This is a genomic window from Arthrobacter sp. BC5 (genome assembly GCF_056680255.1).
The window spans coordinates 1,930,622-1,941,834 of sequence record NZ_CM155273.1 but is presented as its reverse complement, the minus strand read 5'-3'; the positions used below and the strand labels follow the sequence as shown (position 1 = coordinate 1,941,834).

Below are 11,213 nucleotides of genomic sequence, written 5' to 3'. Positions count from 1 at the left end.
GGTAAAGTAAACAACGGATGGGCCGCCCTTGACGAAACAGGCGGGCGGCTGCAGCCGGGCCAGCCGCACGGCCGCGGAGAGGCCCGTGCACCGAGCGGACGATCAGCGAAAAGAGAGCCACCATGGCGAGCGAAGCAGGAACCATCCGGCACGTCAGCGCCGACACCCGTGGCGCGGCGCCGCAGGCGGAGGTGGTGGTGCTGCTCGCGGAGGACGGCACGCCGCTGGGTACCCGGGAGAAGGCCACCGTCCACACGTTCGACACTCCCCTCCACCTGGCCTTCTCCACGCACGTGTTCGACGGCGAGGGCCGCATCCTGGTCACGCGCCGCGCGCTCGGCAAGAAGGCGTGGCCGGGAGTCTGGACCAACTCGTTCTGCGGCCACCCGGCTCCGGGCGAGCCGTTCGAGGATGCCGTACGGCGCCGTGCCCGCCAGGAGCTCGGCTTCACGGTCCGGGACATCGCGCCCGCGCTTCCCGACTTCCGCTACCGTGCGGTGGACGCCTCCGGGATCGTCGAGAACGAGATCTGTCCCGTCTACACCGCCCTCGCGGACAGTGCCGTGGATCCCCTGCCCGAGGAGGTCATGGACTTCCGGTGGGTGGACGCGGCCGAACTCGTACGCGCCGTCACTGCGACGCCGTGGGCCTTCAGCCCGTGGCTCACGCTCCAGTTGCCCCTGCTGTACCCGGAGGGTGCGGACGGTCCGGGCCCCCGGGGCGGTTCCTGAGGTTCCGGGTCCCGGCAAGGGTGGGCGCGGACGCCCTAATCTGGTAGCGGCACCATTTCAACGATGAAAGAGAGTCTCGCCATGGCGACACCCACGCCAACCCCCGACGACGTCGTGATCGTCGGCGGCGCCCGCACACCCCTCGGACGCCTCAACGGACAACTCGCCTCCTTCACCGCCGTGGAACTCGGCGCACTCGCCATCACGGGAGCCCTCGAGCGCGCCGGCGTCGACGCCGCGACGGTCGATGCCGTCATCATGGGCCACGTGGTCCAGGCGGGCTGTGGCCAGAACCCGGCGCGGCAGTCGGCCGTGAAGGCAGGCATCCCGTGGACCGTCCCCGCCGTCACCCTGAACAAGGTCTGCCTCTCCGGGCTGACGGCCGTCATCGACGCCGCCCGCCTGATCCGCAGCGGTGAGGCCCGGGTCGTGGTGGCCGGCGGCCAGGAGTCCATGACGCGGGGCCCCCACCTGCTCCCGGGTGCACGCCAGGGCTGGAACTACGGTTCCATCTCCGCCCTCGACTCGGTGGCGCACGACGGCCTCACCGACGCCTTCGACGGCGAGTCGATGGGGGCCTCGACCGAGCGCGGCAACATCCGCCTCGAGATCGACCGGACGGCCCAGGACTCGGTGGCCGCTGCGTCGCACCAGCGCGCGGCGGCGGCCACCGACAGCGGAGTCCTCCGTCAGGAGATCGTCCCGGTTGCCGTCCGGCAGCGGAAGGGCGACGACGTCGTCCTCACCACCGACGAGGGCATCCGTCCGACGACGACCGTGGAGTCGCTCGCCCGGCTGCGGCCGGCGTTCAACCCGGACGGCGCGATCACGGCGGGCAACTCCTCGCCGCTGTCCGACGGCGCCGCGGCACTGGTGCTCACCACGCGCGCGTACGCCGACGACGCCGGCCTCCCCGTGCTCGCCGTCGTGGGCAGCCCCGGCCAGGTCGCCGGACCGGACAACACCCTCCACTCCCAGCCGTCCGCCGCCATCCGTCAGGCACTCGACCGTGCCGGGTGGGACGCCACCGACCTCGACTTCATCGAGATCAACGAGGCGTTCGGATCCGTCGCCTGCCAGTCCCTCAAGGACCTCGACTATCCGCTGGAGCAGTGCAACATCCACGGAGGGGCCATCGCCCTGGGCCACCCGATCGGCGCATCGGGCGCCCGCCTGGCCCTCCACGCCGCGATGGAACTCGCCCGGCGCGGAGCGGGCAGGTCCGCCGTCAGCCTCTGCGGCGGCGGAGGCCAGGGCGAGGCCCTGCTGCTCTGGCGCTGAGCTCGACCCGCCTGCGGCCCACAACAGGAAAGAGCCCCGCTTCGCATGAAGCGGGGCTCTTTCGTCCTGCGGCGGTCCCGGCCTGAGCCGGCCGCGGAGCAGCAGGTGCTACTTGAGGGTGACGGTGGCGCCGGCGGCCTCGAGGGCCTCCTTGGCCTTGTCTGCAGCTTCCTTGGTGACGCCCTCGAGGACGGCCTTGGGGGCGCTGTCGACGACGTCCTTGGCTTCCTTCAGGCCCAGCGAGGTGAGGGCGCGAACTTCCTTGATCACTGCGATCTTCTTGTCGCCGGCAGCCTCGAGGACGACGTCGAACGCGGTCTGCTCCTCTTCGGCGGCGTCGCCGGCTCCGCCACCGGCGGGGCCTGCTACTGCAACAGCGGCAGCGGTGACATCGAAGGTCTCCTCGAACAGCTTTACGAAGTCCGAGAGTTCAATGATGGACAGTTCCTTGAAAGCTTCAATGAGCTCTTCGTTGGTGAGCTTCGCCATGGGAGGCGTCCTTCCTTTAGTGGTGCAGGGCACCGGAGTGTGTGGATCGAAGTGAAACTAGTTCGCTTCGGTTGCTGCGGCTTCCTCGGCGGGAGCCTCCGCGGCAGCTTCTGCGGGAGCAGCGGCTTCCTCGGCAGCAGGAGCATCAGCGTCGGCCGCAGGAGCAGCGCCGCTTTCTTCCTCGAGCTTGATGCGCAGCGCATCGACGGTGCGTGCCAGGGCGGACATCGGTGCCTTGAGGACACCTGCCACCCGGGCGAGCTGGAGTTCGCGCGACTCGAGGGCTGCCAGGGCAACGACCTCGGAGGCATCGAGGGCCTTGCCCTCGAAGATTCCAGTCTTGATGACGAGCTTCGGGTTGGCTTTCGCGAAATCCGTGAGGCTCTTGGCAGCAGCGACGGCGTCACCCTTGATGAAGGCGATCGCGGTGGGTCCGGAGAGCTGGCCATCGAATGCATCGATGCCCGCTTCCTTCGCCGCGATGCCGGTCAGGGTGTTCTTGACGACCGAGAACTTGTTGTCCGTGCCCAGGGCACGGCGCAGTTCCTTGAGCTGAGCAACGGTGAGCCCGCGGTATTCGGTCAGGACAGCGGCGGTGGAATCCTTGAAATCGGTGGTGATCTCATCCACTGCAGAAACCTTTGTTGGCGTTGCCATAACCCTCCTTCCGGGGAATGTGCGTCGGCTTTCCGGCCCCAATAAAAAACGCCCCGCGCAGATGCACGGGGCTTTGCTCGACACGGGCGTGAGCCGGTGGAGAGGAGCTTCGTTCACCTGCGTAGGCCGTCCCTCACGGGAACTTTCGGATCCTTGTCCTTCTTCCTGCCCCGCACAAGGATGCGCCAGGAGGAAGTGGAGGTGGACCGGCCGACGGTCTTTGGTACGCCAAGCCTACGTGACGCACCCGGCGCGACCAAATCGGCGTCAGGCGAGCACCTTCTGCCAGCCCGCGGTCCGGCCCGAGGCCCTGAATCCGAGGGCCACATTGACGTCGAGCATGAACGTGTTCTCCTCGGCGTTCCAGGTGTAGATGCGCTCCGCGGTGAGCCAGGCGTCGCGCGCGCGCCGGAGATTGGCCGCCTTGAGCCATGTCCCCAGGCGGTGCCCCCGGTGCTCGTCGAGCACCAGGGTGTCCTCCTGGTAGACGACGGTCGGACGGGCCTCCGAACGCTCGAGGATGGTGTGGCCCACCAGCTGCCCGCTCGCAGCGTGCCGCACGGCGCACACGAGGCTCGAGGTACCGCCGGCCAGCGTCCGCTGCTCCTCCCGTCGGATGCGGTCGGCGTCCCAGGCCTCCTCCTCCTGCGCGAACCCACCGAGGGGCGGATCCGTGCTCATCTTCTGGCGCAGGAGGGCGTAGTCCTCGACGAGATCGTCGGGGCACCGGTCCACCCACTCCACGAGGTCGTATTCCCCTGAGCCGATGATCCGGGCCGCGTGCTCGAGCCGCAGGGCGTCCTCGACGTCGTCGAGGGCGAGGACGCTCTGGCGGTCCACCTGCACCAGGTCGAAGCCGGACCGCCGCGCAAAGATTGCGGAGGCGTCGGACGCGGGGAAGAAGCCGGCGCCGGTGGGCGGGACGAGCCGCGCATCCGCCGCCGGCTCGTCCCCCGCGCGGGCGTCGCTCCAGGACATCATGATGGTGCGGCCGCGGTGTGCCATCTCCTGTTCCACGAAGGACAGGAGGGAGGTGGCGATGCCGCGGCGGCGGTGGGAGGGCGCCACCTCGATCTGTACGAAGGCGGTCTGCGGGTTGTCCCGCAGGGGGATGCTGAGCCGCGCGTTCGCGACGATTTCCGAGCCGTCCCGCGCGACGCCGAGCACGTACTCGCGGTCGGGTGTCGCCTGAAGCATCACGAGCCTCTCCTCCGCGTCCACGCTGTGGTCGTCGTGCCCCCAGATGGCGCGCTCCACGGCGTTGCTCACCGCGGCACTCTGCGCGAAGTCCTCGCCCCCGTCCGCGTCGAGCGTCGCGGGGATCGGGAGTTGCCGGATGGCGATCGTCGACATCGGTCCAGCATAGGGTCAGTGATTGGGATACCTCAACCACTGTTGCCCTCGGACACGAAAAAGCCCCGCGGCGCAGGCCGCGGGGCTTGTCCGGAGGTCCACCTAGACGGTGAAGACCTTCGTGACGTTCGGATCGACGGAGATGCCGGGACCGAAGGTGGTCGAGACCGTTGCCTTCTGGATGTAGCGGCCCTTCGAAGCCGAAGGCTTCAGTCGGATGATCTCCTCGAGAGCAGCGGCGTAGTTCTCGCCCAGCTTCTGCTCGTCGAAGGACACCTTGCCGATGATGAAGTGGAGGTTCGAGTGCTTGTCGACGCGGAAGTCGATCTTGCCGCCCTTGATGTCGGTGACAGCCTTGGCGACGTCCGCCGTGACCGTGCCGGTCTTCGGGTTCGGCATCAGGTTGCGGGGGCCGAGGATCTTCCCGAGGCGTCCCACCTTGCCCATGAGGTCAGGGGTGGCGACGGCGGCGTCGAAGTCGGTCCAGCCGCCGGAGACCTTCTCGATCATGTCGTCGGAGCCGACGAAGTCAGCGCCGGCCGCGATGGCCGCCTCTGCCTTCTCGCCGGTCGCGAAGACCAGGACACGGGCCGTCTTGCCTGTGCCGTGGGGAAGATTCACGGTGCCACGGACCATCTGGTCCGCCTTGCGGGGGTCCACTCCGAGACGGAAGGACACCTCGACCGTGGCGTCGAACTTGGAAGGGTTGGTCTCCTTCGCCAGGACTACCGCTTCGAGGGGGGCGTACTGCTTGTCCGCCTCGATCTTCGCGGCAGCTCCCTTGTATGCTTTGCTGCGCTGTGCCATCTGCTTGTTCTCCTTATGCAGTCGTGGTCTGCGGACCGCGCTGGGCCCTGCCACTCACGCCGTCGTCCGCGGGCTGCGGCGTCGTCGTGCTGTGAAATGGTGGTGTGCCCTGCCCGGCGGTGCCGGGCGGAGCGACGGGGAGGGGTATCAGCCCTCGACCGTGATGCCCATGGAGCGGGCGGTGCCGGCGATGATCTTCGCGGCTGCCTGGACGTCGTTGGCGTTGAGGTCTTCCATCTTCATGGTAGCGATCTCCTCGACCTGGGCGTTGGTCAGCTTGGCGACCTTCACCGTGTGGGGCGTGCCCGATCCCTTGGCGACGCCGGCTGCCTTCTTGATCAGCTCGGCTGCCGGAGGGGTTTTGGTGACGAAGGTGAACGAGCGGTCCTCGTACACCGTGATCTCCACAGGGATGACGTTTCCGCGCTGGGATTCGGTTGCGGCGTTGTATGCCTTGCAGAATTCCATGATGTTGACACCGTGCTGGCCGAGCGCGGGACCGATGGGAGGAGCCGGGTTGGCGGCACCTGCATTGATCTGCAGCTTGATGAGGCCGGTGACCTTTTTCTTGGGGGCCATGAAAGGGTCCTTCTCTTGCATTGCGTTCCCGCGGGACAGGAGCGTCCTGCGGGGTGGTGGCCATCATGGCGTGATGGCCGAACGGCACCTCCCGGCCAAGCACGCCGGGAAGCGTCGAAGCTTTACTGGATCTTGGTGACCTGGCTGTACGACAGCGTGACAGGGGTCTCGCGCTCGAAGATCGAGACGAGCACCACGAGCTGCTGGGACTCGTGCTTGATCTCGGAGATCGTCGCCGGGAGGGTCTCGAAGGGGCCTTCGTTGACCGTGACGGACTCGCCGACCTCGAAGTTGACCGTGGCGGGGGTGAACTGCGGCTGGACGGGCTTGCCCGACTCCGCGTCCGTGTGGACGATGGTGTGCTCGAGCATCGAGAACACCTCGCCGAGGCTCAACGGCACCGGGTTGTGGGCGTTGCCCACGAAGCCGGTGACCCCCGGGGTGTGGCGTACGGCGCCCCAGGACTCGTCGGTGAGCTCCATGCGGACCAGCACGTAGCCGGGGATGCGCACGCGGTTGACGATCTTCCGCGTGGTGTTCTTGATCTCGACGACCTCTTCCATCGGCACCTGGATCTCGAAGATGTAATCTTCCATGTCCAGCGTCTGGATGCGGGTCTCGAGGTTCGCCTTCACGCGGTTCTCGTAACCGGCGTAGGAGTGGATGACGTACCAGTCACCCTCCTGCCGGCGGAGCTTGGCCTTGAACGCAGCGACCGGGTCCTCGGCGGGAGCCTCCTCCGCGGGAGCCTCCTCGATGCCGGCCTCCGACGCCGCGGCCTCGTCGACGGCATCCGTGGCCGTGGCCTCGATGTCGGCGTCCTCGTCCGCATCGGCGTCGTCGGTTCCTGCGGAGTCGGTGTCTTCGGCGAGGAGTCCGTCCTCGGCGGCTGCATCGGCGTCCACGGGGTAGTCGGAGTCGTCAGCAGGCACGTCGAGGTCGGAGGCTTCCACGTCCGCCTCCGTTCCGTACTCCTCGTTCTCCAGACCATCTTCGGGAGTGATCTGCCGTTCGAGTTCTTGCTCGGACACCTAGCCGCCTGCTTTCTGACATTCTTCGAAAGTTCTCTTGCTTGCCTGTACTCACCGACACCACAACGAGCGTGCCGGAACGTGCATTCCGCGGGACAGCGTCAGCTGTCGCCGAAGACCCACACCGCGCCGGCCCCGAACAGGAGGTCCAGGGCGGTCACGAGGAGCATCATGATGATCACGAAGGCGAGGACGGTGATGGTGAACCTGACCAGTTCGCGGCGGGTGGGTGTGACGACCTTCCCCAGTTCCGCGAAGACCTGGCGGATGAACAGCATGATGCGTCCGAAGAACCCGCGCTCGGGAGCCTTCTTCTCGGAGGGGCTTCCCTTGGAGCTGCTCGCAGCCGTATCGGTCACCGTCAACCTCATCAATCTGTGTGGTGTTCCCAGCCGGACCACCAGTGGCGCCCCCAGCTGATCATGTTTACCGCCGCGCGGGGCCTGTGCCTGCGCCGGGGCTTCGTGATCTGTTTCTGCCGGGCCTTCGCCGTTGTCCGGCGAAGGCCACGCGCAGGGCAGACAGGACTCGAACCTGCAACCTGCGGTTTTGGAGACCGCTGCGCTACCAATTGCGCCACTACCCTTTGGTTTTGAACCGGTACAGCTCCCACTCCGGCCGGCCCTGCGCGGGCACGAACCATCATGGTGTTTCAACACCGAGCAACAAGTCTACGCATTACCCGCCGGAACGTCGAACCGGACGGACCGGGCCCGGCTCGTGGCCCCCGCCTGGCGCTGCGAGACAGCGCCGGGACCCTCCGAATCGGCTCCGGGCGGGAGCCACCACCTAAGCTGGAAACCGACATATGACCCTCACGGAACGGGACCCGATGAACGCGACGACCGACGACTCCATCCGCGCAGCCCTTCCCCGGATCTCCCGGCGGATCAGCTCGATCGCGGAGTCCGCGACCCTGGCCGTCGATGCCAAGGCCAAGGCCCTCAAGGCGGCCGGCCGGCCGGTCATCGGCTTCGGCGCGGGCGAGCCGGACTTCCCGACGCCGGACTACATCGTCGAGGCGGCGATCGCCGCGGCACGGCAGCCCCGGTTCCACCGCTACTCCCCCGCCGGAGGCCTGCCGGAACTGAAGCAGGCGATCGCCGAGAAGACCCTGCGCGATTCCGGTTACGCGGTGGACCCGGCACAGGTCCTCGTGACGAACGGCGGCAAGCAGGCCGTCTACGAATCCTTCGCGTCCCTCCTCGATCCGGGGGACGAGGTGCTGGTGCCGACACCGTTCTGGACCACCTATCCCGAGGCCATCAGGCTCGCGGGCGGCGTGCCCGTCGAGGTGTTCGCCGGCCCGGACCAGGGCTACCTCGTGACCGTGGACCAGCTCGAGGCGGCCCTGACGCCGCGCACGAAGGTGCTGCTCTTCGTCTCGCCGTCCAACCCCACCGGGGCGGTGTACGGTGCCGATGCCGTGCGTGACATCGGCGAGTGGGCCGCTGCCCGTGGCCTCTGGGTCATCACCGACGAGATCTACGAGCACCTGACGTACGACGGCGTCCCCTTCACCTCGATCGCGACGGCAGCCCCGTCTCTCGGTGACAAGGTGGTCATCCTCAACGGCGTCGCGAAGACCTACGCCATGACCGGCTGGCGCGTGGGCTGGATGGTCGGACCGGAGGACCTCGTCAAGGCCGCCACGAACCTCCAGTCGCACGCGACGTCGAACGTCTCGAACGTTCCGCAGATGGCGGCGCTGGCGGCCGTCTCGGGCCCGCTGACGGCCGTGGACGAGATGAAGGTGGCCTTCGACCGCCGCCGTCGTGCCATGGTCTCCGCGCTCAACGGGATCGAGGGCGTCGAGTGCCCCACGCCCCACGGGGCGTTCTACGCCTACGCGGACGTCCGCGCCCTGCTCGGCCGCAGCTTCGACGGCGTGACCCCGGCGACGTCGGCCGAACTCGCCGCGCTGATCCTCGAGAAGGTGGAGGTGGCCGTCGTCCCCGGCGAGGCGTTCGGCCCGAGCGGCTACCTGCGCCTGTCCTACGCGCTCGGCGACGAGGACCTGGCCACCGGCGTGGCCCGCCTGCAGGAGTTCCTCGGCTCCGCACGCTAGCTGCGTGCCGGCGGGTCGGGCGGGACCCGGCTCGCCGGCTGCGGTACCCGCAGGACGGGCGGGACGGGCAGGACGGCTCAGAGCAGCTTGCGCTCCGTGGCCCAGCGCGTGAGCTCGTGGCGCGAGGAGAGCTGGAGTTTCCGGAGCACGGCAGACACGTGCGTCTCGATGGTCTTCACCGAGATGAACAGTTCCTTCGCCGTCTCCTTGTAGCTGTAGCCCCGCGCGATCAGCCTCATGACCTCCAGTTCGCGTGCCGACAGGCGGTCCAGTTCGTCGTCGACCGCGACGGAGGCTGTTCCGAACGCGTCCAGGACGAATCCGGCGAGCCGCGGGGAGAACACGGCGTCGCCAGAGGCGATGCGCTGCACCGCGTCGGTGATCTCGGGGCCGGAGATGGTCTTCGTGACATAGCCTCGCGCACCTGCCCGGATCACGGCGACGACGTCCTCGGCGGAGTCCGAGACGCTCAGTGCCAGGAACCGGGACGACGTCCCGCGCTTCGCGCAGCGGTGGATGACCTCCGCCCCGCCGCCGCCGCGGCCACCGGGCAGGTGCACGTCGAGCAGGACGACGTCGGGCCCGGTAGCGCTGATGACGGCCTCCGCCTCCTCGACCGTCGCCGCTTCGCCGAGGACGCGGATCACCGGCCCCAGCGCTGCCCGGAGCCCCGAGCGGAAGATCCCGTGGTCGTCGACGATGACCACGGACACGGTTGCGGACTCCGTTCGCTCCGATCGCTCCGTAGGTCCGTTTCCGCTGTCCACGCGTCTTCCTTTCGCCGGCCGGCCTGTGCTTGATCCGATCCTGTCATTCTGCGGCTGTGCGCCCCGGCCAGCCTAGGCGTCCCGTGCGGCGGGCAGGGGCAGCCGCAGCCGCACCTCGGTCCCGTCCGCGTCGCTGCGCAGCTCCGAGGACCCGCCGTGGCGCAGCATCCTGCTGTGGATGGATTCGCGGATGCCGGCCCGATCGGACGGGACGGCGGCCGGATCGAATCCGCTGCCCCTGTCCCGGACGAACACCTCCACGGTGTCGGGCCCGGCCTCGAGGTACACGGAGACGGCCACTCCCGCGTGCTTCGCCGCGTTCAGCATGGCCTCTCTCGCCGCCTGCGCCAGGGCCTCCTCCGCGGGCCCCATCACGGCGTCCCCGACGGCGACGACGGAGACCGGGTGCCCGTACAGGTCCTCGATCTCCCCCGCCATCAGGCGCAGGCGCTCGGCCAGGCTGCCGGGATCGCGCGCGGGGTCGGCGAACAGCCATTGGCGCAGTTCGCGCTCCTGCGCCCGGGCCAGGCGCAGCACGTCCGTCTCGGAGTCCGCGCGGTTCTGGATGAGGGCGAGCGTCTGCAGGACCGAATCATGCAGATGCGCAGCGATCTCCGCGCGCTCCGTCTCCCGCACGCGGGCCGCCCGCTCGGCCTCGAGGTCGCGCCAGAACTTCAGCCCCCAGGGCGCGAGCACCAGGACGATGCCGGCCAGGACGGCGAGGACTGCGACGAGGGTCGCCATGGTCAGCGTCCAGGAGCCGCTGCTGGAGAGTGCCACCAGGACGCCTGCGACGACGAGCACGATGCCCGCGAGGAGCCGGAGCGTCCCGCCTGCCCGCGAGGCACCGGCGCTGTCCATGACCCTCGCCCGCCGCACGTCGTCGAGCTGGGACCATGCGAGCGCCGCACCCGTCAGCACGACGGCGATCGGGATGAGGAAACCCCAGTTGATGCGCACCCCGAGCAGCTGCACCACGAGCACGGCCGCCGCGAGCAGAAGCACCGAACCGAACAGGACCTCCCGCCGCCCGGCCCGCATGGCGCGCTCGCGCCATGCGTCCGGATCGACCGGACCTGCCGTCCGCGGGCCGAAGGGATCGTTGAGGACCCGCGTGGTCCGTACCGTACCGCCGTCGCGCGGGGCGTCGTCGCGCGGCGGCCCCGTGCCGACGTCCTGCATGAAGACCGCGGGGCCCGTCTGCCGGCCTGTCTGCGCCGCCCGGTCGGCCGCCGTGGGGACGAAGATCCAGAGCCACGCGTAGAGCAGGACGCCCGCGCCGGAGGCCAGGGTCAGCACGGCCATGCCGATGCGCACCCAGGCGGGGCTGATGCCCAGGTGCACGGCGAGTCCCGCACAGACTCCGGCGATCACGCCGTCGGATCTGCGCAGCAGCGGGGGTCTCATGACCTCATCAAAGCACGCGACCGGGGGCTCGGGGGCGCTCCCC

Annotated in this window: 12 protein-coding genes and 1 tRNA gene; 3 read left to right on the top strand and 10 right to left on the bottom strand. The window is 68.8% G+C overall.

Features of this window, described 5'->3' with window-relative positions:
• Window positions 1-122: 122 nt before the first annotated feature.
• Window positions 123-731, top strand: a complete 609-nt coding sequence (gene idi, locus AC1MFI_RS09025; RefSeq protein WP_479816290.1) for an isopentenyl-diphosphate Delta-isomerase — start codon at window positions 123-125, stop codon at window positions 729-731.
• Between the two features lie 81 nt (window positions 732-812).
• Window positions 813-2,012: an acetyl-CoA C-acetyltransferase gene (locus AC1MFI_RS09020; protein ID WP_479816288.1), complete on the top strand. Its 1,200-nt coding sequence runs from the start codon at window positions 813-815 to the stop codon at window positions 2,010-2,012.
• A gap of 108 nt (window positions 2,013-2,120) precedes the next feature.
• Here AC1MFI_RS09020 and rplL read toward each other — a convergent pair whose 3' ends face one another.
• The 8 genes from rplL to AC1MFI_RS08980 all read right to left on the bottom strand — a co-directional run bounded on the left by rplL (window position 2,121) and on the right by AC1MFI_RS08980 (window position 7,514).
• Window positions 2,121-2,501: a 50S ribosomal protein L7/L12 gene (rplL, locus tag AC1MFI_RS09015; protein WP_479816286.1), complete on the bottom strand. Its 381-nt coding sequence runs from the start codon at window positions 2,499-2,501 to the stop codon at window positions 2,121-2,123.
• 57 nt (window positions 2,502-2,558) lie between these two features.
• Window positions 2,559-3,158, bottom strand: a complete 600-nt coding sequence (gene rplJ / locus AC1MFI_RS09010; protein ID WP_400482745.1) for a 50S ribosomal protein L10 — start codon at window positions 3,156-3,158, stop codon at window positions 2,559-2,561.
• 267 nt (window positions 3,159-3,425) lie between these two features.
• On the bottom strand, window positions 3,426-4,511 hold the full coding sequence (locus AC1MFI_RS09005) for an N-acetyltransferase family protein (protein ID WP_479816284.1): 1,086 nt from the start codon (window positions 4,509-4,511) through the stop codon (window positions 3,426-3,428).
• A 102-nt stretch (window positions 4,512-4,613) separates the two neighbouring features.
• On the bottom strand, window positions 4,614-5,318 hold the full coding sequence (gene rplA / locus AC1MFI_RS09000) for a 50S ribosomal protein L1 (protein ID WP_479816282.1): 705 nt from the start codon (window positions 5,316-5,318) through the stop codon (window positions 4,614-4,616).
• A gap of 147 nt (window positions 5,319-5,465) precedes the next feature.
• Complete coding sequence (gene rplK, locus AC1MFI_RS08995; protein ID WP_043440576.1) at window positions 5,466-5,897, bottom strand: 50S ribosomal protein L11; 432 nt, start codon at window positions 5,895-5,897, stop codon at window positions 5,466-5,468.
• A 122-nt stretch (window positions 5,898-6,019) separates the two neighbouring features.
• On the bottom strand, window positions 6,020-6,928 hold the full coding sequence (gene nusG / locus AC1MFI_RS08990) for a transcription termination/antitermination protein NusG (protein ID WP_479816279.1): 909 nt from the start codon (window positions 6,926-6,928) through the stop codon (window positions 6,020-6,022).
• Window positions 6,929-7,029: 101 nt separating this feature from the next.
• Window positions 7,030-7,287, bottom strand: a complete 258-nt coding sequence (gene secE, locus AC1MFI_RS08985) for a preprotein translocase subunit SecE (protein WP_479816275.1) — start codon at window positions 7,285-7,287, stop codon at window positions 7,030-7,032.
• A gap of 154 nt (window positions 7,288-7,441) precedes the next feature.
• Window positions 7,442-7,514: transfer RNA gene (locus AC1MFI_RS08980), tRNA-Trp, on the bottom strand.
• Between the two features lie 246 nt (window positions 7,515-7,760).
• Between AC1MFI_RS08980 and AC1MFI_RS08975 the strand changes: the two genes are divergently transcribed.
• Complete coding sequence (locus tag AC1MFI_RS08975) at window positions 7,761-8,996, top strand: pyridoxal phosphate-dependent aminotransferase (RefSeq protein WP_479820835.1); 1,236 nt, start codon at window positions 7,761-7,763, stop codon at window positions 8,994-8,996.
• 77 nt (window positions 8,997-9,073) lie between these two features.
• Here the strand turns inward: AC1MFI_RS08975 and AC1MFI_RS08970 are convergent, their stop codons facing one another.
• Both AC1MFI_RS08970 and AC1MFI_RS08965 read right to left on the bottom strand, forming a co-directional pair.
• Window positions 9,074-9,763, bottom strand: a complete 690-nt coding sequence (locus AC1MFI_RS08970; RefSeq protein ID WP_479816273.1) for a LuxR C-terminal-related transcriptional regulator — start codon at window positions 9,761-9,763, stop codon at window positions 9,074-9,076.
• 72 nt (window positions 9,764-9,835) lie between these two features.
• Window positions 9,836-11,170, bottom strand: a complete 1,335-nt coding sequence (locus tag AC1MFI_RS08965) for an ATP-binding protein (protein ID WP_479816271.1) — start codon at window positions 11,168-11,170, stop codon at window positions 9,836-9,838.
• Window positions 11,171-11,213 lie beyond the last annotated feature (43 nt).

Coding starts and splice junctions, on each gene's coding strand:
- idi (WP_479816290.1), top strand. CDS start 123: ATGGCGAGCGAAGCAGGAACCATCCGGCACGTCAGCGCCGACACCCGT.
- AC1MFI_RS09020 (WP_479816288.1), top strand. CDS start 813: ATGGCGACACCCACGCCAACCCCCGACGACGTCGTGATCGTCGGCGGC.
- rplL (WP_479816286.1), bottom strand. CDS start 2,501: ATGGCGAAGCTCACCAACGAAGAGCTCATTGAAGCTTTCAAGGAACTG.
- rplJ (WP_400482745.1), bottom strand. CDS start 3,158: ATGGCAACGCCAACAAAGGTTTCTGCAGTGGATGAGATCACCACCGAT.
- AC1MFI_RS09005 (WP_479816284.1), bottom strand. CDS start 4,511: ATGTCGACGATCGCCATCCGGCAACTCCCGATCCCCGCGACGCTCGAC.
- rplA (WP_479816282.1), bottom strand. CDS start 5,318: ATGGCACAGCGCAGCAAAGCATACAAGGGAGCTGCCGCGAAGATCGAG.
- rplK (WP_043440576.1), bottom strand. CDS start 5,897: ATGGCCCCCAAGAAAAAGGTCACCGGCCTCATCAAGCTGCAGATCAAT.
- AC1MFI_RS08975 (WP_479820835.1), top strand. CDS start 7,761: ATGAACGCGACGACCGACGACTCCATCCGCGCAGCCCTTCCCCGGATC.
- AC1MFI_RS08965 (WP_479816271.1), bottom strand. CDS start 11,170: ATGAGACCCCCGCTGCTGCGCAGATCCGACGGCGTGATCGCCGGAGTC.